Genomic DNA, 26,032 nt, shown 5'->3' on the forward strand with positions numbered 1-26,032 from the left:
GCCTCGTCGATCGTGCTGCCTAGCGGTACGACCCGAAGTCGAAGTCGTCCAGCGGAACCGCCTGGCCGCTGGCCGGCCCGAAGCCGTAGTCGGTCTCCGGGTAGCCGGTCATCGAGTAGACCTTGGCCTTCGCCTCCTCGGTCGGCTCGACCCGGACGTTGCGGTACTTGCTGATGCCCGTACCGGCCGGGATGAGCTTACCGATGATCACGTTCTCCTTGAGGCCGACGAGCGAGTCGCTGCGCGAGTTGATCGCCGCGTCGGTCAGCACCCGGGTGGTCTCCTGGAAGGAGGCCGCCGAGAGCCAGGAGTCGGTGGCCAGCGAGGCCTTGGTGATACCCATCAGCACCGGACGGCCGGCGGCGGGCTCGCCGCCCTCGGAGACGAGTCGGCGGTTCTCCGACTCGAACAGCGCCCGGTCGACCAGCACGCCCGGCAGGAACTCGGTCGAGCCGGAGTCGATGACCGTCACCCGCTTGAGCATCTGGCGGATGATGATCTCGATGTGCTTGTCGTGGATGAGCACACCCTGCGAGCGGTAGACCTCCTGGACCTCCTGGGTCAGGTGGACCTGGACCGCGCGCGGGCCGAGGATGCGCAGCAGCTCGTGCGGGTCGATGGTGCCCTCGGTGAGCTTCTCGCCGACCTCGACGTGACCGCCGTCGTGGGTCCGCAGCCGGACCCGCTTGGAGATCTTGTCGTAGACGATCTCCTCGCTGCCGTCGTCCGGCACCACGATGATCTTCCGCGAGCGCTCGCCGTCCTCGATCCGGATCCGACCGGGGGTGTCGGCGATGGGCGCCTTGCCCTTCGGGACCCGGGCCTCGAAGATCTCCTGGACACGCGGCAGACCCTGGGTGATGTCCTCACCCGCGACACCACCGGTGTGGAAGGTACGCATCGTCAGCTGCGTACCCGGCTCACCGATCGACTGGGCGGCGATGATGCCGACCGCCTCGCCGACGTCCACGGTCTTGCCGGTCGGCAGCGAGCGGCCGTAGCACGCACCGCAGACGCCCAGCTTCGACTCGCAGGTGAGCACGCTGCGCACCCGCACCGTCTCCGTCCCGGCGGCAACGATCTTGTCGACCAGGATGGAGTTGATGTCCTGACCCCGCTCGGCGACGACGACGCCGTCCGGCCCCTTGATGTCGTCGGCCAGCGTGCGCGCGTGCACGCTGGTCTCGGCGTGCTCGTGCACGACCAGCGTGCCGTCGAGCCGCTCACCGATCTGCATCGGGATGGCGCGGTCGGTGCCGCAGTCCTCCTCGCGGATGATGACGTCCTGCGAGACGTCCACCAGACGACGGGTCAGGTAACCCGAGTCGGCGGTACGCAGGGCGGTGTCCGCGAGACCCTTGCGGGCACCGTGCGTGGAGATGAAGTACTCCAGCACGGACAGACCCTCCCGGTAGCTGGCCTTGATCGGCCGCGGGATGATCTCGCCCTTCGGGTTGGCCACCAGACCACGGATCGCCGCGATCTGCCGGAGCTGGAGGAGGTTACCGCGGGCACCCGAGTTGATCATCTTCCACAGCGGGTTCTCCTGCGGCAGCGCGGTGTCCATCTCCTTGGCGACCTCGTTGGTCGCCTTGGTCCAGATCTGGATGAGCTCGCCGCGACGCTCCTCCGGGGTCATCAGACCACGCTGGTACTGCTTGTCGATCTGGTCGGCTTCCTTCTCGTACCGCTCCAGGATCTCCCGCTTGCGCGGCGGGGCGATGACGTCCTCCATGCCGATCGTCACGCCGGACCAGGTGGCCCAGTGGAAGCCGGCCTCCTTGAGCCCGTCCAGGGTGGCGGCCAGCGCCACCTTGGGGAAGCGCTCGGCGAGGTCGTTGACGATCGCGGAGAGCTGACCCTTGCGGATCTCGTAGTTCACGTAGCGGTAGCCCTGCGGCAGCGTCTCGTTGAACAGCACCCGGCCGAGGGTCGTCTCCACGGTCAGCGGGTCGCCCGCGACCCAGCCCTCCGGGGCGGTCCACGGCTCGGCGCTGGCGCCGTTGTCGACCTCGACCACGCCACGCAGGCGGATCTTCACCGGGGCCTGCAGGTGCAGCTCGCCGTTGTCGTACGCCATCCGCGCCTCGGCGTCCGAACTGAACGGCCGGCCCTCGCCCTTCTCACCCGTGGTGAGGTGGGTGAGGTGGTAGAGGCCGATGACCATGTCCTGGGTGGGCATGGTGACGGGCTTGCCGTCGGCCGGCTTGAGGATGTTGTTCGACGACAGCATCAGGATCCGCGCCTCGGCCTGGGCCTCGGCGGAGAGCGGCACGTGCACCGCCATCTGGTCACCGTCGAAGTCCGCGTTGAACGCGGTGCAGACCAGCGGGTGGATCTGGATGGCCTTGCCCTCGACGAGCTGCGGCTCGAAGGCCTGGATGCCCAGGCGGTGCAGGGTCGGGGCCCGGTTCAGCAGGACCGGGTGCTCACCGATGACCTCTTCCAGCACGTCCCACACGACCGGCCGCTGCCGCTCGACCATCCGCTTGGCGGACTTGATGTTCTGCGCGTGGTTGAGGTCGACCAGCCGCTTCATCACGAACGGCTTGAACAGCTCCAGCGCCATCTGCTTGGGCAGGCCGCACTGGTGCAGCTTGAGCTTCGGGCCGACGACGATGACCGAACGGCCGGAGTAGTCGACGCGCTTGCCCAGCAGGTTCTGGCGGAACCGGCCCTGCTTGCCCTTGAGCATGTCGGAGAGCGACTTCAGCGGGCGGTTACCCGGCCCGGTGACCGGCCGGCCACGGCGGCCGTTGTCGAACAGCGCGTCGACGGCCTCCTGGAGCATCCGCTTCTCGTTGTTGACGATGATCTCGGGCGCGCCGAGGTCGATCAGCCGCTTGAGGCGGTTGTTCCGGTTGATCACGCGGCGGTACAGGTCGTTCAGGTCGGAGGTCGCGAAGCGGCCACCGTCGAGCTGCACCATCGGACGCAGGTCCGGCGGGATGACCGGCACGCAGTCGAGCACCATGCCGAGCGGCGAGTTGCGGGTGTTCAGGAACGCCGCGACGACCTTGAGCCGCTTGAGCGCCCGGATCTTCCGCTGGCCCTTGCCGGAGCGGATGGTCTCGCGCAGGTTCTCGGCCTCGGCGTCGAGGTCCATGTTCTGGACCAGCGCCTTGATGGCCTCGGCGCCCATGCCGCCCGTGAAGTACTCGCCGAACCGGTCGCGCAGCTCGCGGTAGAGCAGTTCGTCGGTGACGAGCTGCTTCGGCTCCAGCTTGCGGAAGGTGTCCAGCACCTCGTCCAGGCGGTCGATCTCGCGCTGGGCCCGGTCGCGGATCTGGCGCATCTCGCGCTCTCCGCCCTCCTTGACCTTGCGCCGGACGTCCGCCTTGGCACCCTCGGCCTCCAGCTCGGCCAGGTCGGCCTCGAGCTTGGTGGCCCGCTTCTCGATCTCCGAGTCGCGGCTGTTCTCAGCCTGCCGCTTCTCGGCCAGGATCTCGTTCTCGATCGTCGAGAGGTCACGGTGACGCGACTCGGCGTCCACGCTCGTCACGACGTACGAGGCGAAGTAGATGATCTTTTCGAGGTCCTTGGGGGCGAGGTCCAGCAGGTAGCCCAGCCGGCTCGGCACGCCCTTGAAGTACCAGATGTGGGTCACCGGCGCGGCGAGCTCGATGTGCCCCATCCGCTCACGCCGGACCTTCGACCGGGTCACCTCGACGCCGCAGCGCTCGCAGATGATGCCCTTGAACCGGACCCGCTTGTACTTACCGCAGTAGCACTCCCAGTCCCGCTGCGGACCGAAGATCTTCTCGCAGAAGAGCCCGTCCTTTTCCGGCTTCAGGGTGCGGTAGTTGATCGTCTCAGGCTTCTTGACCTCACCGTGCGACCACTGACGGATGTCGTCAGCGGTGGCGAGGCCGATGCGCAGCTCGTCGAAGAAGTTGACGTCGAGCACTATGTCCCCTATGTCGTCGTCTGTACTGCTAGCTAGTGGGTGGGGTCGGGAGCCGGCGAGCCGGCCCCCGACCGCTCACCTCAGACCTCTTCGACCGAGCTCGGCTCGCGCCGGGACAGGTCGATGCCCAGCTCCTCCGCGGCGCGGAACACCTCGTCGTCGGTCTCGCGCATCTCCAGGGCCACGCCGTCGCTGGACAGCACCTCGACGTTGAGGCACAGCGACTGCAGCTCCTTGAGCAGCACCTTGAACGACTCCGGGATGCCCGGCTCCGGGATGTTCTCGCCCTTGACGATGGCCTCGTAGACCTTGACCCGGCCGAGGACGTCGTCGGACTTGATCGTCAGCAACTCCTGAAGGGCGTACGCGGCGCCGTACGCCTGCATCGCCCAGCACTCCATCTCGCCGAAGCGCTGGCCACCGAACTGCGCCTTACCACCCAGCGGCTGCTGCGTGATCATCGAGTACGGACCGGTCGACCGGGCGTGGATCTTGTCGTCGACCAGGTGGTTGAGCTTCAGGATGTAGATGTAGCCGACCGCGATCGGGTCCGGCAGCGGCTCACCGGAGCGGCCGTCGAACAGCTGCGCCTTGCCGCTGGAACCGATCAGCTGCTTGCCGTCCCGGTTGGGCAGGGTCGACGCCAGGAGGCCGGAGATCTCCTCCTCGCGGGCACCGTCGAAGACCGGCGTGGCCACGTTGCTGTCCGGCTCCGACTCGTGCGCCTCGATGGAGCGCAGCTGGCGCTTCCACTCGGTGTCGTCGCCGTCGACGCTCCAGCCCGTCTTCGCCACCCAGCCGAGGTGCGTCTCCAGCACCTGGCCGATGTTCATCCGGGACGGCACACCCAGCGGGTTGAGCACGATGTCGACAGGCGTGCCGTCCTCCAGGAACGGCATGTCCTCGATCGGGAGGATCTTGGAGATGACGCCCTTGTTGCCGTGCCGGCCGGCGAGCTTGTCACCGTCCTGGATCTTCCGCTTCTGGGCGACGTACACCCGGACCAGCTCGTTGACGCCCGGCGGCAGTTCGTCGCCGTCCTCGCGGGAGAAGGTACGCACGCCGATGACCGTGCCGGTCTCGCCGTGCGGCACCTTCAGCGAGGTGTCGCGGACCTCGCGCGCCTTCTCACCGAAGATCGCGCGGAGCAGCCGCTCCTCCGGGGTCAGCTCGGTCTCGCCCTTGGGCGTGACCTTGCCGACCAGGATGTCACCGGGGACGACCTCGGCGCCGATCCGGATGATGCCGCGCTCGTCGAGGTCGGCGAGCATCTCCTCGCTGACGTTCGGGATGTCGCGGGTGATCTCCTCCGGGCCGAGCTTGGTGTCCCGGGCGTCGACCTCGTGCTCCTCGATGTGGATCGAGGTGAGCACGTCCTGCTGAACGAGGCGCTGCGACAGGATGATCGCGTCCTCGTAGTTGTGGCCCTCCCAGCACATGAACGCCACGAGCAGGTTGCGCCCGAGCGCCATCTCGCCCTCGTCCGTGCAGGGACCGTCGGCGATGACCTGGCCGGCCTCGACGCGGTCGCCCTCGAAGACGACCGGCTTCTGGTTGACGCAGGAGCCGGCGTTGGAGCGACGGAACTTGTGCAGCAGGTACGTGCGGCGGTGGCCGTCGTCCTGGTGGATGGTGATGTAGTCGGCGCAGAGGTCCTCGATGACGCCACCGACCTCGGCGACGACCACGTCACCGGCGTCGACCGCGGCGCGGTATTCCATGCCGGTGCCGACGAGCGGGGACTCGGCCTTGACCAGCGGCACCGCCTGGCGCTGCATGTTCGCGCCCATCAGCGCCCGGTTGGCGTCGTCGTGCTCGAGGAACGGGATCATCGCGGTCGCGACCGAGGTCATCTGCCGCGGCGACACGTCCATGTAGTCCACGGAGCTCGGGGGCACGTCCTCGGTCTCGCCGCCCTTACGGCGGACCAGGACGCGGTCCTCGGCGAACGTGCCGTCGGCCTTCAGCGGCGCGTTGGCCTGCGCCTTGACGAACCGGTCCTCCTCGTCCGCGGTCAGGTAGTCGATCTGGTCGGTGACCTGACCGTCGACGACCTTCCGGTACGGCGTCTCGATGAAGCCGAACGGGTTGACCCGGGCGAAGGTGGACAGCGCGCCGATCAGGCCAATGTTCGGGCCTTCGGGCGTCTCGATCGGGCACATCCGGCCGTAGTGGGACGGGTGCACGTCGCGGACCTCGAAGCCGGCCCGCTCCCGGGACAGACCACCCGGGCCGAGCGCGCTCAGCCGGCGCCGGTGGGTCAGGCCCGCCAGCGGGTTGGTCTGGTCCATGAACTGGGACAGCTGCGAGGTGCCGAAGAACTCCTTGATCGCCGCCACCACCGGGCGGATGTTGATCAGGGTCTGCGGCGTGATCGCCTCGACGTCCTGGGTGGTCATCCGCTCGCGGACGACACGCTCCATCCGGGACAGGCCGACCCGGACCTGGTTCTGGATCAGCTCACCCACGGTACGCAGGCGCCGGTTGCCGAAGTGGTCGATGTCGTCGGCCTCGTAGCCGTCCTCACCGGCGTGCAGCCGGCAGAGGTACTCCACGGTGGCGACGATGTCGTCCTCGGTCAGGGTGCCGGTGGTGATCGGCACTTCCAGCTCGAGCTTCTTGTTGAACTTGTAACGACCGACCTTGGCGACGTCGTACCGCTTCGGGTTGAAGAAGAGGTTGTCGAGCAGGGTCTGGGCGTTCTCGCGGGTCGGCGGCTCGCCGGGGCGGAGCTTCCGGTAGATGTCGAGCAACGCCTCGTCCGCGCCGGCGATGTGGTCCTTCTCGAGCGTGGTCATCATCAGCTCGGACCAGCCGAACCGCTCGCGGATCCGCTCGGCCGACCAACCGATGGCCTTGAGCAGGACCGTGACGGCCTGCCGGCGCTTGCGGTCGATGCGGACGCCGACCGTGTCGCGCTTGTCGATGTCGAACTCCAGCCAGGCGCCCCGGCTGGGAATGACCTTGACGCTGGTGAGGTCGCGGTCGGAGGTCTTGTCCGGCTGCTTGTCGAAGTACACGCCCGGGGACCGGACGAGCTGGCTGACCACGACGCGCTCGGTGCCGTTGATGATGAAGGTGCCCTTCGGCGTCATCATCGGGAAGTCACCCATGAACACCGTCTGGCTCTTGATCTCGCCGGTGGTGTTGTTGGTGAACTCCGCGGTCACGAACAGCGGGGCGCAGTAGGTCAGGTCCTTCTCCTTGCACTCCTCGATCGAGGCCTTGACCTCGTCGAAGCGCGGAGCCGAGAAGGAGAGCGACATGGTGCCGGAGAAGTCCTCAATGGGACTGATCTCGTCGAGGATCTCCGCGAGACCCGAGCGTGCGTGCGGGTCGTCCGCCGACCGGCCCTGCCAACCCTCGTTGCCGACGAGCCAGTCGAAGGACTCGTTCTGGATGGCGAGGAGGTTGGGGACCTCGAGGTGTTCGGTGATCCTGCCGAATGAAACTCGGCGGGGAGCGAATGCGCTCGACGTACGACTGGTCTTCGCAGGGCGGGAAGCTGCCAAGATGCGTCCTTCCGAGGACCGGTGCTGCATAACGGCTGGTACGCGTGCACTCCAATGACCCCACCAGAATTATCCGTAAACGGACATTTCCGAGCAGGGGTCAAGTCGGAAGGCAGCGCAAACTAGCAGTGTAGCCGAGAGGCTAACCGCTGTCCAGCCCACCCCGCAGGTCGTCGCGGAACGAGCCTCGGGATCCCTCGAACGAGGGTCTCACCGGGCCGCTCGGAACGCGACGTTCCTGCCGGGCCGCTCAGGTGCCGCAGCCGATGGTGCCGCTGCTGCCATTACCCAAGTGGTGGCCGTTGCAAGCGCGGAAGGTCTTGCTGGTGTCAGCGTGCCTGTCAGCCGGGGGCCGCGTCAAGGGCCGGCATCCGGGTCGCTACGTCTTTCCCACCGACGGACTACCGCCACGCCCTGGCCGCCGGCCGGTGCACAGCGTCAACGCCCTGCTCACCGCGCTGCCACCGGACCACCAAGACGGCGGGCGGCAATCCACTGTCGGATCACCGCCCGCCGTGACGCGGTGTGCCCCGGCTCACGTGAGCCGGACGCGCGCCTGGTGGTACGTCAGGTCACTTGAGGGTGACCTTGGCGCCCTCGCCCTCGAGCTTGGTCTTGGCCTTCTCGGCGGTCTCCTTGTTGGCCTTCTCCAGGACGGCCTTCGGAGCGGCCTCGACCAGGTCCTTGGCCTCCTTGAGACCCAGGCCGGTCAGCTCACGCACGACCTTGATGACCTGGATCTTCTTGCCACCGTCAGCCTCGAGGATGACGTCGAACTCGTCCTTCTCCTCCTCGACCGGGGCGGCCGCGCCCGGGACGGCCGGGCCGGCGGCGGCGACCGGCGCCGCGGCGGTGACCTCGAAGGTCTCCTCGAACTGCTTCACGAACTCGGAGAGCTCGATCAGCGTCATCTCCTTGAACGCGTCGAGCAGCTCGTCGGTGCTGAGCTTCGCCATGTCTGGCGTCCTTTCCTGAATCTGTTAGGTAAGAACTGGGTGCGCCGCGGGGCCTCAGGCCGCCTCGGCGCCCTCCTTCTCGCGCTTGTCCTGCAGGGCAGCCGCCAGGCGGGCGGTCTTCGAAAGCGGGGCCTGGAACAGGGCCGCGGCCTTGCTCAGGTTGCCCTTCATCGCGCCGGCCAGCTTGGCCAGCAGCACCTCACGGGACTCCAGGTCGGCGAGCTTCGTGACCTCGGCCGCGGAAATGGCCTTGCCCTCGAAGACACCGCCCTTGATGACGAGCTTCGGGTTGGCCTTCGCGAAGTCGCGAAGCCCCTTCGCCGCCTCGACGACGTCGCCCGAAACGAAAGTCAGCGCGGTAGGACCGGTGAACATCTCGTCGAGGCCGGAGATCCCAGCGTCGGTCGCGGCACGCTTCGCGAGCGTGTTCTTCGCGACCGTGTAGCTGGTCTCCTTGCCAAGCGAGCGCCGCAGCTGCGTGAGCTGGGAAACCGTCAGACCGCGGTACTCGGTCAGCACCGTGGCACCCGCGTTGCGGAAGCTCTCGGTCAGGTCAGCGACGGCCGTGGCCTTGTCGGCCCGGATCGGCTTGTCCGCCATGTCCCTCCTCTCTCGTTACTCGAGGCCGGTCACCGTCGTCAGCCGGAGCTTTCGACGGGGGCGGAGGCGCCACGACAACGAGAAAAGCCCCGGCGCAGGGCGCGCGGGGCGAGGGCCGGCACACGGGCACAGTCGGCGGACCATGCTCAGCACCAATTTCGCTTACCGCCCTGCGCGGGTCGCCCGTCGTCGCGGGACCTTCGACCGTGCCGGAGCACGGTGACCAGCGGTCTCTGGGTGGAACTTCGCAGCCCAGGTTACGCGAGGAGCCCCGCGACAACCAAATCGCCCCCCGGTGGGCCGGATCACTCCCGCGTCGTGCGGTGTGGAGCCGGCCCGCGTCGTGCGGTTTGGAGCCGGCCGAAGCAGCGCGGTCCCCCGGTAGCCCCGCCCGTGGACTCCGGCACCCGGGCCAGGGGTGCCACGCAAGCGTCCACGGCGCCGTAGAGGCCTCTCGGCGCCGTCGGAGGCGGAAGCTCGGTGGGTGGGCGTACGCGAAGGATCTGGTGGCTCTCGGCGCGCCACCGGCCGGGCATGCCACGACCGACACGGAACGGGGCGCCGCCACGATGTGGCGACGCCCCGTCACGGGGTGCGGATGCTCAGGCCTCGGCCGAGACCTCATGCAGGTTCTTCACCAGGTTGGGGTCGACCGGGACGCCCGGGCCCATGGTGGTGGTGAGGGTGACCTTCTTGAGGTACTTGCCCTTCGCGGCGGACGGCTTGGCCCGCAGGACCTCGTCGAGGACCGCCGCGTAGTTGTCGATCAGCTGGGCCTCGGAGAACGATGCCTTGCCGATGATCAGGTGCAGGTTGGAGTGCTTGTCCACCCGGAAGGTGATCTTACCGCCCTTGATGTCCGAGACGGCCTTGGTGACGTCCATGGTCACCGTGCCGGTCTTCGGGTTCGGCATGAGACCGCGCGGGCCCAGGATCCGCGCGATCCGGCCGATCTTGGCCATCTGGTCCGGCGTGGCGATCGCCGCGTCGAAGTCGAGCCAACCGCCCTGGATCCGGGCGACCAGCTCGTCGGTGCCCACCTCGTCCGCACCGGCGGCGGCGGCCTCCTCGGCCTTCGCGCCGGCGGCGAAGACGATCACGCGGGCGGTCTTACCGGTGCCGTGCGGCAGGTTGACCACACCGCGGACCATCTGGTCCGCCTTACGGGGGTCGACGCCGAGGCGCATGGCGACCTCGACCGTGGCGTCGAACTTGGCGGTGGTGACGTCCTTGGCCAGCTTCACGGCCTCGGCGGGGGTGTAGAGCTTCGACCGGTCGATGACCTCGGCGGCCTTGCGGTAGCTCTTGCTGCGCTGCATGTTCTGCGTACTCCTGTGGTCTATGGCGGGCCGCGGTGCTCGCGTGCCCTCCCACGAACTGATCGGGTGAGTGCTGACCAGCGTCAGTCGTTGACGACGATGCCCATCGACCGGGCGGTGCCGGCGATGATCTTCGCAGCCTGGTCGACGTCGTTGGCGTTGAGGTCGACCATCTTCTTCTCGGCGATCTCACGCACCTGGGCCTGCGACACGGAGCCCACCTTGTCCTTCTGCGGGACGCCCGAGCCCTTCTCCACGCCGGCGGCCTTGAGCAGCAGCCGGGCGGCGGGCGGGGTCTTCAGGACGAAGGTGAAGCTGCGGTCCTCGTAGACGCTGATCTCGGCGGGGACGATGTCGCCCCGCTGGGACTCGGTCTGCGCGTTGTAGGACTTGCAGAACTCCATGATGTTCACGCCGTGCTGACCCAGCGCGGGGCCGACCGGCGGAGCCGGCGTGGCCTGGCCCGCCTTCAGCTGAAGCGTGAACGTCTTGACGAGCTTCTTCTTCGGAGGCATGTCTCTTCCTGGGGCTTGAAACTGGGAAAGGTGCCGGCCGCAGGCGCGCACGGTCAGCGCGATGCGACAGCGGCGACGTTCTAGAGTAGCGCAGCGGCCCGCCGCGGCCTGCGCCGAGGTCGGGCGGAGGCCGGAACGGGTACGCCGGCGGTGGGACGCTGCCCACCGCCGGCGATCCGTACGTCAGATCTTGGCGACCTGGTTGAAGTTCAGCTCGACCGGCGTCTCGCGGCCGAAGATCGACACCAGCACCTTGAGCTTCTGCTGGTCGGCGTTGATCTCACTGATCGTCGCCGGCAGCGAGGCGAAGGCGCCGTCGGTGACGGTGACCGAGTCGCCGACCTCGAAGTCGAGGACCTTGATCTCGGGCTTGGCCTTCTTCTGCTCGGTCTCGATGGCCGGCGCCAGCCACTTCAGCACCTCGTCGAGGGAGAGCGGGGCCGGGCGGTCCGCCCGGTCGGTCGCGCCCACGAAGCCGGTGACGCCCGGCGTGTTGCGCACGCAGGAGTAGGACTCGGCGGTCAGCTCCATCCGGACCAGGATGTAACCCGGGAAGACCTTGGCCTGGACCTGCGACCGCTTCCCGTTCTTGACCTCCACCTCTTCCCGGGTCGGAACCTCGACCTGGTAGATGTAGTCCTCCATGTCGAGGCTCGTGATCCGGGTCTCGAGGTTGGTCTTGACCTTGTTCTCGTAGCCGGCGTACGAGTGCACCACGTACCAGTCCCCCGGCGCGTAGCGCAGCTTCTGCCGCAGCTCGGCAACCGGGTCGTAGTCCTCGTCCGGCACGGGCTCGGTGGTGGGGAACTCCGGCTCGCTGGCGGCCTCGACCGACTCGTCACCAGCCGCCGTCGCCACCGTGGACTGCTCGTCCGTGGTCTCGGCGGTCTCGTCGTACTCAGGCACGCTCGCTCACTTCCGTCACTATCGGCTCAGTCGGCCGGTCAGCTGGGGTTGCCGAAGACCCACAGCACGCCCTTCGCGAAGGCGAAGTCAAGGCCGGCCACGATCGTCAGCATCACCGCGACGAAGGCGACCACCACGGCCGTGTAGGTCAGCAGCTCCTTGCGGGTCGGCCAGATGACCTTACGCAGTTCCGCCACGACCTCGCGGATGAATCGGGCGATGCGGCCGAACGGACCCACGCGATCGGTTTCCGTCTTGGTCTTCGGACGGCTGTCCGCCGAATCCGCCTTCGCCCGCGACCGCGTCGCGGTGCCACCCCGGGAAACCGGCTCCTCGGCGTCGGCGTCGGTGGCGTCGTCGTCGGCCACGTCGTCGACGACCTCGTCGTGCAGACGATCGTCGCCGGCGTCCTCGCCGCGCCGCTTCTTGTCGGCCACTTCGCCCTCCGTCGCGGGATGTCGGGTCGCACGCTGTCGGGCGTGCGCGGCGTTTGGTCACGCCGGCCGGACCAACCGTCCCGCGACGGGCCGCGGCCGGCGGATCAGCCGGGATGGCCCGAATGCCTCGGAGCCACCCCGCTGATGCCACCACCACGGGCCGGACGCCGCCGTACGGCGGCGCGACCCACGGGAACGGTCAGGCCTGAGGCGCAGGGGTGACAGGACTTGAACCTGCAGCCTGCGGTTTTGGAGACCGCTGCTCTGCCAATTGAGCTACACCCCTGTGCGGCAATGCTCACCCCACCCGGTCACGCACGACCGTGCAGGGGTTACTTGCCCCACGGCGGACCAGTGTACGGGTAGTGGCACGACTTTCCCAACCGGTCTGCCCCTCGCGCGTCGGAAGCCTGGTCAGCGGGCCGTCCGGACTGTCGCCCGGGCCTGCGACAGCACCTTCTCCCCCCGGCAGACGGCGGTCACGTCGAGCCTGGTCAGGCCCTCCTCGGTGACCTCCCGGACCACCGCCGTCACCTCGATCTCGGTGCCCTCGTCGTCGTCCGGGACGACCACCGGCCGGGCGAAGCGGACGTTGTAGTCGACGATCGCGTCGGGCGCCCCGGCCCACTCCGCCACCGCACGGCCGACCAGCGCCATGGTGAACATGCCGTGGGCGATCACGCCCGGCAGGCCCACCTTCGTGGCGGTCCGGTCGCTCCAGTGGATCGGGTTGAAGTCCCCCGAGGCGCCGGCGTAGCGGACCAGGTCCGCGCGCCTCACCCGGAACGTCCTGGCTGGCAGCTCCATCTCAGCCCTCCCCGCGTACGACGAGCTTCGACCAGACGGTCACCACCGGCTCGCCGGCCGGCGTGGCGACCTCGGTGCGGGTGGTCAGGAAACCGTGCCCGCCACGGCTGCTGACGTCGTCGACGACGCTGACACAGACCAGCTCGTCCCCCGCCACCACCGGCCGGGTGTAGGCGAAGCGCTGGTCGCCGTGGACGACGCGGCTGTAGTCGACGCCCAGGGCCGGGTCGTCGATGATCTGCTGGTTGGCCGCCATGGTGAGCACGATGGGGAAGGTCGGCGGGGCCACCACGTCCGGGTGCCCGAGCGCACGGGCGGCCTCCGGGTCGTGGTGGGCCGGATCGGCGGCGCCGATCGCCGTGGCGAACTCGCGGATCTTTTCTCGGCCCACCTGATAGGGGGCGGTCGGCGGATACGTCCGGCCGACGAAGGACGGGTCCAGGGACATGCCGCGAACCTACACGTAAACGGCGATCGCCGACCCGCACGGTCGGCGGCGGCCAAAGCCGCGCCATCCCTTACGGATCGGCGATCGAAAGTGCCAGAGGACCGGGCCGGCGATGCCGGCCCTGGGTCAGCGGGTCTCGCGGTGGACCGTGTGCTTGCCGTCCCGCCGGCAGAACTTCTTCAGCTCGATACGGTCCGGGTCGTTACGACGGTTCTTACGCGTGATGTAGTTGCGCTCCTTGCACTCCACACACGCCAAAGTGATCTTCGGCCGGACATCGGTCGCCTTCGCCACGGCGGAGTGCCTTCCTCGCTACGGATAACAACTACAGCGCGTCAGCCTACGCGCTGACTGCGCGGACATGCAAAGTGGGCGCCTGTGGCGCCCATCCTACCGACCGCCGGGAGGTAGCCCGGTGGACGAGAGTAGCGGTGGCCGGACTTGAACCGGCGACACAGCGATTATGAGCCGCTTGCTCTGCCATCTGAGCTACACCGCCGTGGCGGGTCCAGCCGGACCCTCTGAGCCCCCTTACGGAATCGAACCGTAGACCTTCTCCTTACCATGGAGACGCTCTGCCGACTGAGCTAAGGGGGCCTGCGCGATCTCCCCGGGGGGCGACGCGCAGGGGATACATTACACGGCCGCGCGGGGGAGGTGAAATCGGATCCCCCACAGGCGCGTTTCCGCAGATCAGGGCACGACCCGCAGCCGGGGCAGCTCCCCCGGGGAGATCGTCTCGGGATCCACCTGGGCGCCGAACCACGCCTCCAGCCGCTCGTACGGCAACGGCCGGCTGAACAGGAATCCCTGGCCGATCTCACAGCCGATGTCCTGGAGCAGCTCCAGGGTCAGCTCGCTCTCCACGCCCTCGGCGACCACGGCCAGGCCGAACTGTTGGGAGAGCGTGACCACCGCGTTGACGATCGCCAGGTCGCCCGGATCCGTCGCCATGCCCTGCACGAAGGAACGGTCGACCTTCACCTCGTGCACGGGCAGCCGGCGCAGGTGTGCCAGCGACGAGTCGCCGGTGCCGAAGTCGTCCACCGACAGCCGTACGCCGAGATCCCCCAGCCTCCGCAGGGTCGGGATGGGCCGGTCGGTGCCGTCCAGCACCCCGGCCTCCTTGATCTCCAGCGTGAGCCGATGCGGCGGTACGCCGTACTCGTCGAGCAACTCCCTGACGCGGGCCGGGAAGTGCTGGTCGGTGAGCGTACGGGCGGAGAGGTTGACCGCGACGGCGAGCGGCTGGCCGGCGTGCGTCCAGTCCCGGCTGCGCCGCAGCCCCTCGCGGAGCACGAACTCGGTGAACCGGCCGAGCTGGCCGGTGTGCTCGGCCACCGCCACGAAGTCCTCCGGGGCGACCGTGCCGTGCGCCGGGTGCTCCCAGCGGGCCAGGCACTCCACGCCGACCAGTCGGCGGTCCCGCAGCGTCACCTTGGGCTGGAAGTAGACCTCCAGCCCGCCGGTGTCCAGCGCGCGCCGCAGGTCGCCGGCGAGGCCGAGCCGTCGCAGCGACCGGGACTCCAGCGTCGGAGTGAACAGCTGCACGCTCCCCGGCACGGACTTGGCCGCCGTCGCCGCCAGGTCCACCCGTTGCAGCAGGGAGGCGGGGTCGCTGCCGTGGTCCGGGTGCACGGCGACACCGACCGCCGTGTCCACGTCGAGGGTGAGCGCGTCGAAGACCATCTCGTCGCGGATCTGCTCGCGCAGCTGCGCGGCCAGCTCCATCGCCGCCTCGGCGCTCTCCAGCCGCAGCGTCACCAGGAACTCGTCCCCACCGGCCCGCCCGACCAGCGCTGACGAGGGTACGCAGGAACGCAGCCGGTCGGCGACCTCCACCAGGACCTTGTCGCCGGCGGCATGACCGAGCGACTCGTTGACCTGGCGCAGCCGGTCGACGTCGAACAGCAGCAGGGCCACCACCTCGCCGGGCGCCCGGATCTTGACGGCCTCCTCCAGCGCGCTGGTGATCCGCCGCCGGTTGGGCAACCTGGTCAGCGTGTCGTGGCTGGCGTCGTGCCGGAGCCGGTCCACCAGCCGCGAGTTCTCCAACGCCACCGCCGCGTGCGCCGCCACCGTCTCGAAGAGAGGCACGTCGGTACGGACGAAGTGGTTGCTGTCCCCCAGCCGGTTGGCGACCTCCAGCGTGCCGATGACCGCCTGACCGGAGCGCAGCGGAAGGACGATCACGTCCTTGACCCGGTGCGAGGAGAGCGGGGCGCGCAGGTCACCGTCGGTCGTCAGCCCTCGTCCGACGGCGACGGTGCGGCCCTCGTCGCGGGCCCGTTCCCGCACGGCGGCCGGGGTCTTGGCGAAGTCGAGCAGACCGGGGGCGTCGTTGCGCGCGGTCAGCAGCACCTCGGGGTGCCTGCCCTGAGCGGGCAGCCAGAGGGTGGCGTACTCCGCCTGCATGAGGGCGCGTACGCGGCCCAGGAGGGCGTCGGGCAGCGTGCCGTACTCGCCGCTCTCGCTCACCGCACGGCTCAGCTCGTACATGTCGGTGAGGGTGCGGTGCTGTCGGAAGAACTGCGCGTACGCCCGGTAGACGAGGGCCAGCGCGACGACGAGGGCGCCCAGCAGCAGCAGGGACCACCAGGTGGTCGCGATGAGAATGAGCACGATCATGCCGCTGGCGATGTTGATCATTGCGGCCAGGAGCGCGGGCATCGACTGCCGGAGCGTGCCCCGTCCTGCCTGCCAGCCCTGCAACAGCGTGTGCACGCCGGCGACCGAGGCGATGCTCAGCAGGTTCACCATGCTGGCCGCGAAGAACAGCTTGAGCCAGGTGCCCGGCCCGACGCCGTGGACGGGCGGCAGCGCCTGGAGGACGAGGACGGCCAGAGACGAGCCCGCCGCCGCCCGGGCCACGTTGAACCAGAACTTCGTGGCGCCGAACCGGTGCCTGAGGTGGGTCACGGCCGACGCGACCGTGTAGATCACGACGACCGTGAGTGGTTCGACGAGATAGAACGCGAGGACCAGCGGTATTTCGGTCAGGGTCACGCCGAGGGACTGCCGCCGGACGGTGAAGTTCAGCACCGGGAGCCCGGCGGCCACCATGGCCACGAGGAGCGGAAGCGCGAGCGACCACCCGCCGAACGGCTGCGGCGCGACCAGGCCGACCACCGTCGCGCAGACGATGGCGATCAGGGCCAACGGCCCGGTGATCAGCCACGCGTACTCAGTCGAGCGGGGGCCGGTGGGGCCACGACCCGCCATCCCGTGCCCCCTTACCGGCCCGCCGGTTCACATCATCGAGCGTTGGTTGCTCAGCGAGGCGCGGGCATGTTCCAGATCACGTCGGCGGTCTGAAGGTCTCCGAGACCCCAGAGGTCACCGACCAGGACCCCGCTGGCGAGAGCGGCGAGCACGAAAAGCGAGCCAAGCAGCCGGCCCAGCCTTCGACCAGACATGTTTGCTCCTGTCGGGGAAGTGTCACGGGGATGGTGGAGGTTCCACGATCGTGCCACAAGGCAGGTAGCCAGGAAAGCGGTGCATGGGCCAGCGGGCCGAGCGTCGGTGACGTTCCGCCGTTCGGCCCGGCGGTCGCCCCGACCGAGCCCTGATCACGGGGCTGTGTGGCCACCATGCACTTCGCACATTGCGGAATGCGACCTTCCACGCAATTGGGGGAATCTCCGGGAGCGGTGACCTCCTGTCGAGGAGGATGCTCGACCGAACATCGACCACGATACTCGTTCTGCGCCAGCGCGCCAGGGCTCTGACGCCGGACCGACAACTCGGATTCGGGACCTACCCCCTGAACTCGTCCGCCTCTCAGGTACCCGGTGCCGCTCGGGCCGGCGGTCATTCCACCCCGACGTCTTCCGGACTGGAAGAGGCCAGCGCCGCGAGCGTGTCGAGCGCCCCGGACAGGGTCGGCAGCGGCGGTGCGGCCAGCCCCAGCCGTACGGCGTTGGGGGCGTGGCTGGTCCCGACGGTGAACGCGGCGGCGGGGGTGACCGCGATGCCCCGGCGGGCCGCGGCCGCGACGAACGTCTCGGCGCGCCACGGATCCGGCAGCTCCCACCAGCAGTGATATGCGTCCGGATCGGACCGGACGTGCTGGCCGGCCAACCGGGTCCGCGCCAACTCCTGCCGGGCTCGGGCGTCCCGCCGTTTGCCGGCGGTGATGGTGTCGACCGTCCCGTCGCCGAGCCAACGGGTGGCGGCCTCCAGCGCGAAACGGGTGGCGGCCCAGGTGCCGGACCGGATGGCGGTCGCGAGCCGGTCGACGAGCGGTGCTGGCGCGGCGGCGAAGCCGACGGTGAGGCCCGGGGCGAGCCGCTTCGAGAGGCTGTCGACGAGGACGGTTCGCGACGGCGCCAGCGCGGCCAGCGGTGTCGGGGCATCGGTGAGGAACGACCAGACGGCATCCTCGACGGCGTACACCCCGAGTTGGTCGAGCAGGTCGGCGAGTGCGGCGCGGCGGTGCGCCGGCATGGTCACGCCGAGCGGGTTGTGCAGGGTCGGCTGGAGGTAGACGGCCCGGAGCGGGGCGGCCCGGTGCGCCTCGGCGACGGCCTCGGGCAGCAAGCCGTCCTGGTCGATCGGCAGCGGGACGAGGGTGACGCCGAGCCGGCCGGCGATGGCTTTGACGACGGGGTAGGTGAGCGCTTCGACGCCGAGCCGCTCGCCCACCGGGACGAGGGTGGCGATGGCGGCGGCGATCGCCTGCCGGCCGTTGCCGGTGAACAGGAGCTGCCGCGGATCCGGGGCCCAGTCGGGGCGGCGGAGCAGCCCGGCGACGGCCTCCCGCGCCGCGGGCGTCCCGGCGACGCCGACCGGTGGCAGCGCGGTCGCCAGCGTGTCGGGCCGCAGCAGGCCGGCCAGGCCACCGGCGAGCAGTTGGGGCTGCTGCGGCAGCACCGAGAAGCTCAGCTCCAGGTCAACGCGGGCGTCGCCGGGTTCGGCGAGGGCGGGCTCCGGCGGCGGGGTCGCGGCGCGGACGAAGGTGCCACGGCCGACCTCCCCGGTCACCAGCCCGCGCCGGGCCAGTTCCGCGTACACCCGGGCGGCGGTGGAGTTGGCGATGCCGCGTTGGCGGGCGAACGCCCGCTGCGGCGGCAGGCGGTGTCCGGCGGCGAGCCGGCCGGCGGCGATGTCGGCGGCGATCCCCTCCGCGATCCGACGGTAGTCGTCCACGGTCGACCCCCAATTGCTCCGAGTGCATTGTTTTTATTGCACTCGAATATTGCACCGAATAGCCTTCCTGTCGAGGTCGACTCACGGAGGAGCGGGCATGGCGACGGCACAGGTCAACGGAGTCAGCATCGGATACGACGACCGCGGCGACGGGGAGACGCTCGTCCTCGTACACGGGCATCCCTTCAACCGCTCCATGTGGCGTCCACAGGTCGACTTCGCGGTGGCCGCCGGCTGGCGCGTCGTCGCCGCGGACCTGCGCGGGTACGGCGAAAGCACGGTGGTGCCGGGCCGCACCACGCTCGACGTGTTCGCCCGGGACGTCGCCGGCCTGCTCGACCAGCTCGGCATATCCCGGTTCGCCCTCGGCGGACTGTCGATGGGCGGGCAGATCGTGATGGAGTGCCTGCGCCAGTTCCCCGAACGCATCTCCGGTGTCCTGCTGGCCGACACGTCCGCACCGGCGGAGACCCACCTCGGGCGCAAGCTCCGCAACGAGCTCGCCGACCGGCTGCTTCGCGACGGCATGGCCGGCTACGCCGAGGAAGTCCTGCCGAAGATGCTCGCCCCGCGGAACATCGCGGCCCTGCCGGAGGTCGCCCGGCAGGTCAGCAGCATGATGCACACCACCTCACCGGTCGGTGCCGCCGCCGCCCTGCGGGGACGCGCCGAGCGTCCCGAGTACGTCGAGACGCTGCGCCGGGTCGAGGTCCCGACCCTGGTCGTGGTGGGCAGCGACGACGAGTACACCCCGATCGGCGATGCCGAACTCATCACCGAGTGCGTCCCGGGCGCGACGCTGGTCGTGGTCGACGGCGCCGGCCACCTGCCCAACCTGGAGCGGGAAGAGGTCTTCAACACCGCACTCGGGGGACTGCTTCAGCAGGTCACGACGGTGTGGGGGCAGCGGTGACGACCGTCTTCGTGACCGGGGCCAGCAGCGGTTTCGGGGCAGCCGTCGCGCGACGCTTCGCCGCCGACGGCGCCCGGGTGGTCGCCTGCGCCCGACGCGCCGACCGGCTCGCCGCGCTCGGCCCGGACGTGCTCCCGCTGGTGCTCGACGTCCGGGACCGCGCCGCCGTCACCGCCGCGATCGAGGAGCTGCCCGCGCCCTACGCCGAGATCGACATCCTGGTCAACAACGCGGGCCTCGCCCTCGGGATGGAACCGGCGCACCAGGCCGACCTGGACGACTGGGAGCGGATGCTCGACACCAACTGCCGGGGGCTGGCCTACTGCACGCACGCGGTCCTGCCCGGCATGGTCGCCCGGGGGCGTGGCCACGTCGTCAACATCGGTTCCACGGCCGCGACCTACCCCTACCCGGGCGGCAACGTGTACGGCGCCACCAAGGCGTTCGTCCGGCAGTTCAGCCTGAACCTCCGCAGCGACCTGCACGGCACCGGCGTACGGGTCACCTGCGTCGAGCCGGGCATGGTCGGTGGCACCGAGTTCTCCGCCGTCCGGTTCGGCGGCGACACCGAGCGCGTGGGTCAGTTGTACGACGGCATGGTGCCGCTCACCGCCGACGACATCGCGGAGGCGGTGCACTGGGCCGCCGGGCAACCGCCGCACGTCAACGTCAACACCATCGAACTGATGCCGGTCGCGCAGAGCTTCGCCCCGTTCCAGGTGCACCGCCAGCCGGGCTGACCGGCCCGCCGGCATCGCCTCAGAGACAAGGGTCGACGCCCACGACCAGTTGTCTCAGCTGCTGGGCGTAGCCGGACTCCGCCAGTCGCCCGTAGAGGTGGAGGGTAGGTCAAAATCCACTGGGATCCTGGAACGGTGAGGGGATGCAATTGCCGGACTACATCGGATGGTTGCGACAACGGGTCGGTCACGCACCGGTCTTCCTGAACTTCGCTGGTGCGTGTGTGCTGCACCACGGCCAGGTGCTGCTGCAACGCCGCAGTGACGACGGCTGTTGGGGACTGCCGGGTGGCGCCCTGGAACTCGGCGAGTCGGCCGAGGAGGCGGCGGTACGGGAAGTTGCCGAAGAGACCGGACTCCAGGTGCGGATCGACGGCCTGTTGGGTGTGTACACCAAATACCGCCACGTCTATCCGAATGGCGACGTCACGCAGCCGATCACGGTGTTCTTCCGCTGCTCCGTCGCCGGGGGCCAGCTGACCGAGGGCGACAGTGAAACCCTGGAACTGCGCTTCTTCGCGTTGTCCGCTCTGCCGCCGCTGAGCCACCAGCAGCACGTCGACGCGCTTGAGGACCTGCGGGCGGGCCGAGTCGGCGTTTGCCGATAGGCGGCGCGCCACGATCGGCGGCCCTGTTCCGCCTCACCGGGCCCATGCCGGGAAGCAACAGCCCCGGGCTCAGAGCCGTCCGCAACGACGAACCTGCCGGTTGACGCCGGGCGGCCTGATGCCCGGAGCGTGACGCTCCGGGCATCAGGCCGGCCCTGCCTGGCCGATCAGAAGTGGGGATCGATGTAGGAACCCCAGGTCCAGGTGCCGGACACAGAGATCCTCAGATCGTCGCTGATGGTCGCGGTGGCCCATCCCGACTGATCCGGGTCCAGCGTTGTCGTCTGCCGGTAGTAGCCGTTCTTCGGATCCAGGCAGGTCGTCCACGTGTAGGTGGTGGCGCCGAGGTACTGGTCACGGACCGAGCCGGGGAAGTAGTTCCCCCAGGTGTAGTTGCCCGCTGCCAGGGTGATCCGCTTGCTGGTGCAGGAGGTGTCCATCGAGTCCGTGGGGTTGCTGGTGAGGTATTGGGTCTTTTCCAGGTAGGCGGTGGTTGCCGCCGAGGCTGGGCTCCCGGTCAGCAGGATCATCGCGCCCACCGCTGCACCCACCAGAGCAATCGCTGATGGCATAGACCTTGTCTTCACGCGCTCTCCCATCCCCGTCGGTCCAACAAGATTGCGTGGCATCGACACTAATCGCTGCAATATCTGCTGTCCACCACGTCGGCGACACTTTGCATGCATACACAGAGTTCGATGGCAAGCCGTCGCTTGAGTGGCTGCGACGGACACCGCCCTGATGATCACGGCGCCAGTCGGACCAGCGGCGAGCGAGCGGGCCACCTGTAGCGCGATCAGGATGACCGACAGGCCAGCCGCCCACCATGTGCCCACGCCCACGGCACGGTGCCGGAACGACGCCAACTGTTCAGGCCGTTGTCCACTCCTCGGTCGCGCATCCGGCCTCAAAGCTCCACCAGCCCTCCGCCTTACCTCGCAGCAGGGTTGCCTTGATCGCGGGGATATCTGCGCTCGCCGGTACGGTGAAAGCAACGAGAGGGAGTTCCTTGCTGAACGTCTCGCCGCCGAGGCCGAAGGGCGCCAAGCGGTCGTAAACAGCTTTGGCGCTTGGTCCGAGTGGGCCATGGGGATCCGGCAGGACTCTCACAGTGCAGTTGCCCGATGCCTCGACCCGCCCGGTTGCCCAACGAAGTCCGTCAGAATCCATAGTGAAGCGAACGACGTCTCCCTCAGCCACGCCGTCTTGAAGGAACGGAGCGTTACAGATGCGAGCCGTGTCGGGGCCAGCAGCGACACCCCACAGGCCCTCTGTGTCGTAGGGAAGCCACCCTTCCCGCGGGACGAACTTGAACCAGATCTTGATGAGCTGGTCTCCGGCAAGTGGGTCTCGGTCCGGTGCGGGTGAGGGCATGGCCGACATCTTCCCCTGCGGCCGGAACTCCCACCTCACCTCGTCTCGCCGTCGACGCTGTGCGGACGGTCTCATGCCAGCGCGTCGCCGACGCGGTCGTTGATGGCGTCCTCTCCCCCGCCGACGCAGTTGGCGTAGACCCGGAGCAGGGCGGCGACGCCGTGGCCCAAGCGTCGGGCGACCTCGGTCGGTGGGACACCGGCATTCAGCCGGAGCGAGGCCGCCGCATGGGGTGGTCGTAGGGACGGTGCACGAGGGGTGCGGCCACCTGCGGTTCGGTGAGCGCCCGCCCCCGGGCGAGCTTCCACCGGCCATAGACCGACTCGAAGAGCCGCCCGGGGTGCGGACTACGGAAAGACGGGCCGTCCGGGTCGACGCCGTGATTCTCGACGTGAGCGCACAGCAGCTCGAATGGGCTTCTCGCGCACCGGCAGGTAGCTGTCAGGTAATGGTGGGGCTGCGGCGTTCGATGAGGGTGGCATCGCGCCAGATGCCGTGGTGACGGCCGACGCGTTCGCGGGTGCCGAGGGTGCGGAAGCCGCAGGCGGTGTGTAGGGCGAGGCTGGCGGTGTTCTCTGGAAACACGCCGGATTGGATGGTCCAGACGCCGGCCTGCTCGGTGGAGGCGATCCAAGAGCCTGTTCGGAATTGAGATCACGGAGGTCACGGCGGTGATCTCTACAAGAAGCGCAACCTATCGAACGCTGTCTCGGTAGGATCAAGGAGTGACGGGGCCCGGCCAGTCGCTACACCAAGCCCCCGAGAACTACCTCGCCGGATTGCATTTAGTGCGTGTACCAGCGTGTGCACCACTTGCCTCGCTCGCAGACGCGGAACTTCGTCACCTCGCCGAAGCCGGATGAGACCCTGCCGCAACTCGGGTCCGCGCTCCCGTTCCCATCGGAGATCTCGAAAGTCTGGCTCGACCCTGACATGTAGAACTCGGTGTACACGCCATTGCCGTCCGCTTCCCGGTCGCAGGCGTAAATGGTCTCGTACTTGTGCGTGACGCCGCCGTAGTCGGCACCGTTGTACGCGATATCGTCGCCGGTGCTGGCTTGCGCGGCCGGACTCAACGCCACCGCACTCGCAGCCAGAAGCAACGTCGCTAGCGGGACAGTCAGGACCTTCCACTTCAGGGAATGTCGACCTTGCTTCATGATTTACCTCTCTTCGAGGGCGACCTGCGAGGCATGGGCCATCCCAGCCACCGGACGCCAGACCATTTGGTCCGCTTCGGCTTGCTCGGTTCGGAGCAAAGCCAGGGTGATGTTTTTCACCAGGTCACTTAATTATGGGGTTACTACGTAAGAGCCGAGACAGGCATTCGTCCGTGACATCGACGCGAACGAGAGTCATGCCGGCAGTCAAACACGTGATCCGGCGGCTGCGCAATGTCGAGATCGCGACGCGCACGGTAATCGCCGGGGGTGAACGAGCAACAGCAGACATTTGTGGTTGCGTTGCAGCCGGTCGTCTGTGCCGAGTTGACCGCCCAGGTCGTACGGCGACTGCCGGCCGAGCCATGAAGGCGACGAGTATCTCTGCCACTCACCACGGCTGACGGCAAGGTTGATCGACTTCCCACCCCTCGGGGTCGGACGCTCCGGCGCGGCCCGCTCGCCGTGCAACAGCGAAATGGAGCTACCTCCACGGCCGTGATCAGCCCTCGACCAACCAGCCGAGGTTCGCGACCTGCCCACTTGGCCCTCAGCGCGACCGCACGCCGCCGACGTATTCTGGACAAGGTGGCAGGGCGAGCAGAGCGTTACTGTCGATTTCCTCTGTTCTGGATCAAGAGCGCGGCGCGCGGGCGGTGGACCGCCCGGCGGCTGCCGCCTCCGCGCCGAGGTGGGACAGTCGACCCGCCGAGCTACGGGCGTGAAGCGTCTCCCCCGGCCTGATGGACTGCGAGGCAGGCAACGACGCGGGAGCCGTCGCAGAGCGTCGCGACATGACTCGTAGGCGTCGCCGTCCTCAACGTCAAGTAGGACGATCAGGGTGTCTCGCTCCACCCGGCCATCCTGCCGGTCGGCCGACGTCCAAGCCCGGGAGTGATCACACTCCGAAGCCGGCGAGCTCTGGGCTTCCGACGGGGACTGCCGCACCAGTCCAAGAACGAGACTGCTTGCCCCCAAGCGTCCCGCTGCCGGCCCGATTCGAACCTCTGTAGCTTTCGCAGCGGATTGACAGAGCGCCAACGCCGCTACGTTGACCAGACCAAACACCGTTCCGACCAGCATCGGGCGATATGGCCGCGACACGAACTGCCGACAGCAGCCGCCACCCCGGAGCGTCCACAGGGTTCGCGCCCGGCTTCGAGCGACAAACGCCAACCACTCCGCGTAGCCGCCGTCGCGCTCATCGAGCCTTGACCCATACGTCGATCATCTGCTTATGTTGACAGCATGACTGGCTCCTTCGCGTCGATGCGCGAACCCACCTACTTCATCTTGGCCGCGTTGCAGGACGAACCCTTGCACGGCTACGCGATCGTCAAGCGGGCGCAGGAGTTGTCCGACGGGCGGGTGCGCCTCACGACGGGCACCCTCTACGCCGCTCTGGACCGGCTCACCCGTGAAGAGATGGTGCGGGTGGCCGAGGAAGCGGTGGTCAACGGCCGGGCCCGCCGCACCTACGAGCTGACCCAGCGAGGTATGTCCGCACTGCGTGCGGAAGCAGAGCGGATGGCTGCGGCGGCGAGCGTCGTTCGTGACCATTCCGTCCGCTCGACGCCTTCGGCGGGTTGGGTGGTGCCGGCATGACTGAGCTGGAGCGCCGCTACCGGTGGCTACTGCGGGCCTACCCCCGCGCCTACCAGCAGTATCGCGCCGACGAGATGCTCGAAACCCTGCTCACCACGGCTGACGACGAGCGGCAGCGGCCGAACCTTCGAGAAGCGGCGGCGCTCGTGGTCGGAGGGCTACGCGCCCGCACCGGTGTTGACCGTCTCGGCTCGCGATCGGCGCTGGGATACTCCGCGCTGCGACTGTCCGCGCTGTCCCTGCTCGTGTACGGCATGACGCTCTGGGCCGGGGGTCCGGTCTCATTCTTGGTGACGATGCTGTCGGATGGCCCATACAAACCCGACGCATGGTGGTTCATGTTCATCGTCATTCCGGCGCTGCTGACCATCGCGCTTTTCGCTACGGCGTGGGGTAGCTACCGGCTGGCATTAGCTGCGACTATATTGACCGTGGCCGCGCAACTCTGGTCGGCAAATTGGTTTACCCAATCGCTCTGGTCGGTTTTTAGCCTCCAGGGCGCGATTGTTCCCAAGTTTTGGCCAGCGCTGCTGGCTTCGCTGGCCTTGCTGCTACTGCTCCGCGCACCCCGAACGCCCGTGACCAGACCTTGGGCCTGGCCCGTCCTCGGGGCACTGGCAGTCGTCGTTTTGACGCCGAGCCCGATCAACGGCTGGTCGGACGCACCCCTGATGTCCCTGTACGCGTTCGCCGCACTGGCCGTCATCACCGCGCCCATCGATGCACGGATGCCCATCGTCGCCTCGGTGCTTCTCCTGGCGCCAGCCTTGGCGCAAGCGACCTACCAGCTCTTTTTCGAACAAGCAGGGTGGGAACCAGAAATCTCCATCACCACGATCTCCATCCTCACGGCGGTCATGGTGATCACGCTTGCAGCCGGAACAATCGCAGGCCGCCGCCAAGCCCGCATGTAGACACGGAAGCGCCCCCGCCACCCACTTCGTGGATAGCCGGAAGCCGAGCCGGCCGCAGGACTGCTCGTCCAGATCGTGCAGGCAGCCCGGTGATCACGGCGAACAACGACAGCGGCCCCTGATCAGCATTCCTGCTGGTCAGGGGCCGTTGGTGCTCCTGGTG

The 26,032-nt window shown here is 68.5% G+C and carries 22 protein-coding genes, 3 tRNA genes and 1 pseudogene; 5 read left to right on the forward strand and 21 right to left on the reverse strand.

Annotated features, from left to right (window positions below):
- Positions 1 to 19: 19 nt before the first annotated feature.
- From AB0D32_RS14910 to AB0D32_RS14990, 17 genes are all read right to left on the reverse strand, one after another.
- Positions 20 to 3,907, reverse strand: a complete 3,888-nt coding sequence (locus AB0D32_RS14910) for a DNA-directed RNA polymerase subunit beta' (protein WP_357089676.1) — start codon at positions 3,905 to 3,907, stop codon at positions 20 to 22.
- A gap of 80 nt (positions 3,908 to 3,987) precedes the next feature.
- Complete coding sequence (locus AB0D32_RS14915; RefSeq protein ID WP_357089679.1) at positions 3,988 to 7,419, reverse strand: DNA-directed RNA polymerase subunit beta; 3,432 nt, start codon at positions 7,417 to 7,419, stop codon at positions 3,988 to 3,990.
- A gap of 572 nt (positions 7,420 to 7,991) precedes the next feature.
- Positions 7,992 to 8,375: a 50S ribosomal protein L7/L12 gene (gene rplL, locus AB0D32_RS14920; protein WP_357089682.1), complete on the reverse strand. Its 384-nt coding sequence runs from the start codon at positions 8,373 to 8,375 to the stop codon at positions 7,992 to 7,994.
- A 54-nt stretch (positions 8,376 to 8,429) separates the two neighbouring features.
- Positions 8,430 to 8,975 carry a 50S ribosomal protein L10 gene (gene rplJ, locus AB0D32_RS14925; RefSeq protein WP_357089685.1) on the reverse strand — a complete coding sequence of 182 codons (546 nt, stop codon included), beginning with the start codon at positions 8,973 to 8,975 and terminating at the stop codon, positions 8,430 to 8,432.
- A 602-nt stretch (positions 8,976 to 9,577) separates the two neighbouring features.
- Complete coding sequence (gene rplA / locus AB0D32_RS14930) at positions 9,578 to 10,294, reverse strand: 50S ribosomal protein L1 (protein WP_357089687.1); 717 nt, start codon at positions 10,292 to 10,294, stop codon at positions 9,578 to 9,580.
- Between the two features lie 83 nt (positions 10,295 to 10,377).
- Entirely contained in the window at positions 10,378 to 10,809 is a 432-nt protein-coding gene (gene rplK / locus AB0D32_RS14935; protein ID WP_357089690.1) for a 50S ribosomal protein L11, read from the reverse strand.
- A gap of 183 nt (positions 10,810 to 10,992) precedes the next feature.
- The gene (nusG, locus tag AB0D32_RS14940) at positions 10,993 to 11,715 is read right to left on the reverse strand and encodes a transcription termination/antitermination protein NusG (RefSeq protein WP_357089693.1); all 723 of its coding nucleotides are present in this window, start codon (positions 11,713 to 11,715) and stop codon (positions 10,993 to 10,995) included.
- A gap of 38 nt (positions 11,716 to 11,753) precedes the next feature.
- A complete protein-coding gene (gene secE / locus AB0D32_RS14945; protein WP_357089696.1) occupies positions 11,754 to 12,152 on the reverse strand; it encodes a preprotein translocase subunit SecE in 399 nt (132 codons plus the stop codon).
- A gap of 213 nt (positions 12,153 to 12,365) precedes the next feature.
- Positions 12,366 to 12,438, reverse strand: a tRNA-Trp gene (locus tag AB0D32_RS14950).
- Between the two features lie 128 nt (positions 12,439 to 12,566).
- Positions 12,567 to 12,959, reverse strand: a complete 393-nt coding sequence (locus AB0D32_RS14955; protein WP_357089699.1) for a MaoC/PaaZ C-terminal domain-containing protein — start codon at positions 12,957 to 12,959, stop codon at positions 12,567 to 12,569.
- A gap of 1 nt (position 12,960) precedes the next feature.
- Positions 12,961 to 13,407 (reverse strand): MaoC family dehydratase N-terminal domain-containing protein, encoded by a 447-nt coding sequence (locus AB0D32_RS14960; RefSeq protein ID WP_357089702.1) that lies wholly within the window; start codon positions 13,405 to 13,407, stop codon positions 12,961 to 12,963.
- 126 nt (positions 13,408 to 13,533) lie between these two features.
- Positions 13,534 to 13,701, reverse strand: a complete 168-nt coding sequence (gene rpmG, locus AB0D32_RS14965; protein ID WP_091627630.1) for a 50S ribosomal protein L33 — start codon at positions 13,699 to 13,701, stop codon at positions 13,534 to 13,536.
- 132 nt (positions 13,702 to 13,833) lie between these two features.
- Positions 13,834 to 13,906, reverse strand: a tRNA-Met gene (locus AB0D32_RS14970).
- A 25-nt stretch (positions 13,907 to 13,931) separates the two neighbouring features.
- Positions 13,932 to 14,004 (reverse strand) — tRNA-Thr (locus AB0D32_RS14975).
- 96 nt (positions 14,005 to 14,100) lie between these two features.
- Positions 14,101 to 16,629 carry a bifunctional diguanylate cyclase/phosphodiesterase gene (locus tag AB0D32_RS14980; RefSeq protein ID WP_357089705.1) on the reverse strand — a complete coding sequence of 843 codons (2,529 nt, stop codon included), beginning with the start codon at positions 16,627 to 16,629 and terminating at the stop codon, positions 14,101 to 14,103.
- A gap of 50 nt (positions 16,630 to 16,679) precedes the next feature.
- Entirely contained in the window at positions 16,680 to 16,823 is a 144-nt protein-coding gene (locus tag AB0D32_RS14985) for a hypothetical protein (protein ID WP_357089707.1), read from the reverse strand.
- A gap of 394 nt (positions 16,824 to 17,217) precedes the next feature.
- Positions 17,218 to 18,555, reverse strand: coding sequence for a PLP-dependent aminotransferase family protein (locus AB0D32_RS14990; RefSeq protein WP_357089709.1), 1,338 nt, complete (start codon positions 18,553 to 18,555; stop codon positions 17,218 to 17,220).
- 97 nt (positions 18,556 to 18,652) lie between these two features.
- Between AB0D32_RS14990 and AB0D32_RS14995 the strand changes: the two genes are divergently transcribed.
- From AB0D32_RS14995 to AB0D32_RS15005, 3 genes are all read left to right on the forward strand, one after another.
- On the forward strand, positions 18,653 to 19,468 hold the full coding sequence (locus AB0D32_RS14995; RefSeq protein WP_357089711.1) for an alpha/beta hydrolase: 816 nt from the start codon (positions 18,653 to 18,655) through the stop codon (positions 19,466 to 19,468).
- Positions 19,465 to 20,208 (forward strand): SDR family oxidoreductase, encoded by a 744-nt coding sequence (locus tag AB0D32_RS15000; RefSeq protein ID WP_357089713.1) that lies wholly within the window; start codon positions 19,465 to 19,467, stop codon positions 20,206 to 20,208. The genes AB0D32_RS14995 and AB0D32_RS15000 overlap by 4 nt, the downstream gene beginning before the upstream one ends.
- A gap of 143 nt (positions 20,209 to 20,351) precedes the next feature.
- Entirely contained in the window at positions 20,352 to 20,816 is a 465-nt protein-coding gene (locus tag AB0D32_RS15005) for an NUDIX hydrolase (RefSeq protein ID WP_357089716.1), read from the forward strand.
- Between the two features lie 167 nt (positions 20,817 to 20,983).
- Here the strand turns inward: AB0D32_RS15005 and AB0D32_RS15010 are convergent, their stop codons facing one another.
- The 4 genes and pseudogenes from AB0D32_RS15010 to AB0D32_RS15025 all read right to left on the reverse strand — a co-directional run bounded on the left by AB0D32_RS15010 (position 20,984) and on the right by AB0D32_RS15025 (position 23,350).
- On the reverse strand, positions 20,984 to 21,367 hold the full coding sequence (locus AB0D32_RS15010; protein WP_357089719.1) for a hypothetical protein: 384 nt from the start codon (positions 21,365 to 21,367) through the stop codon (positions 20,984 to 20,986).
- A gap of 319 nt (positions 21,368 to 21,686) precedes the next feature.
- On the reverse strand, positions 21,687 to 22,265 hold the full coding sequence (locus AB0D32_RS15015; RefSeq protein ID WP_357089722.1) for a DUF4265 domain-containing protein: 579 nt from the start codon (positions 22,263 to 22,265) through the stop codon (positions 21,687 to 21,689).
- Between the two features lie 366 nt (positions 22,266 to 22,631).
- Positions 22,632 to 22,826, reverse strand: a pseudogene (locus AB0D32_RS15020) (N-acetyltransferase); the annotation flags it as partial.
- Between the two features lie 149 nt (positions 22,827 to 22,975).
- Positions 22,976 to 23,350 (reverse strand): hypothetical protein, encoded by a 375-nt coding sequence (locus AB0D32_RS15025; RefSeq protein WP_357089725.1) that lies wholly within the window; start codon positions 23,348 to 23,350, stop codon positions 22,976 to 22,978.
- Positions 23,351 to 24,598: 1,248 nt separating this feature from the next.
- On the opposite strand from AB0D32_RS15025, the gene AB0D32_RS15030 reads away from it, so the two are divergent.
- The gene (locus AB0D32_RS15030; protein WP_357089727.1) at positions 24,599 to 24,955 is read left to right on the forward strand and encodes a PadR family transcriptional regulator; all 357 of its coding nucleotides are present in this window, start codon (positions 24,599 to 24,601) and stop codon (positions 24,953 to 24,955) included.
- Positions 24,952 to 25,869 (forward strand): hypothetical protein, encoded by a 918-nt coding sequence (locus AB0D32_RS15035; protein ID WP_357089730.1) that lies wholly within the window; start codon positions 24,952 to 24,954, stop codon positions 25,867 to 25,869. Before AB0D32_RS15030 ends, AB0D32_RS15035 begins: the two co-directional genes overlap by 4 nt.
- Positions 25,870 to 26,032 lie beyond the last annotated feature (163 nt).

The organism is Micromonospora sp. NPDC048170 (genome assembly GCF_040652795.1).
Classification (GTDB): domain Bacteria; phylum Actinomycetota; class Actinomycetes; order Mycobacteriales; family Micromonosporaceae; genus Micromonospora.

Coding starts and splice junctions, on each gene's coding strand:
- rplL (WP_357089682.1), bottom strand. CDS start 8,375: ATGGCGAAGCTCAGCACCGACGAGCTGCTCGACGCGTTCAAGGAGATG.
- rplJ (WP_357089685.1), bottom strand. CDS start 8,975: ATGGCGGACAAGCCGATCCGGGCCGACAAGGCCACGGCCGTCGCTGAC.
- rplA (WP_357089687.1), bottom strand. CDS start 10,294: ATGCAGCGCAGCAAGAGCTACCGCAAGGCCGCCGAGGTCATCGACCGG.
- rplK (WP_357089690.1), bottom strand. CDS start 10,809: ATGCCTCCGAAGAAGAAGCTCGTCAAGACGTTCACGCTTCAGCTGAAG.
- AB0D32_RS14955 (WP_357089699.1), bottom strand. CDS start 12,959: ATGGAGCTGCCAGCCAGGACGTTCCGGGTGAGGCGCGCGGACCTGGTC.
- AB0D32_RS14960 (WP_357089702.1), bottom strand. CDS start 13,407: ATGTCCCTGGACCCGTCCTTCGTCGGCCGGACGTATCCGCCGACCGCC.
- AB0D32_RS14980 (WP_357089705.1), bottom strand. CDS start 16,629: ATGGCGGGTCGTGGCCCCACCGGCCCCCGCTCGACTGAGTACGCGTGG.
- AB0D32_RS14985 (WP_357089707.1), bottom strand. CDS start 16,823: ATGTCTGGTCGAAGGCTGGGCCGGCTGCTTGGCTCGCTTTTCGTGCTC.
- AB0D32_RS14995 (WP_357089711.1), top strand. CDS start 18,653: ATGGCGACGGCACAGGTCAACGGAGTCAGCATCGGATACGACGACCGC.
- AB0D32_RS15005 (WP_357089716.1), top strand. CDS start 20,352: ATGCAATTGCCGGACTACATCGGATGGTTGCGACAACGGGTCGGTCAC.
- AB0D32_RS15015 (WP_357089722.1), bottom strand. CDS start 22,265: ATGAGACCGTCCGCACAGCGTCGACGGCGAGACGAGGTGAGGTGGGAG.
- AB0D32_RS15025 (WP_357089725.1), bottom strand. CDS start 23,350: ATGAAGCAAGGTCGACATTCCCTGAAGTGGAAGGTCCTGACTGTCCCG.
- AB0D32_RS15030 (WP_357089727.1), top strand. CDS start 24,599: ATGACTGGCTCCTTCGCGTCGATGCGCGAACCCACCTACTTCATCTTG.
- AB0D32_RS15035 (WP_357089730.1), top strand. CDS start 24,952: ATGACTGAGCTGGAGCGCCGCTACCGGTGGCTACTGCGGGCCTACCCC.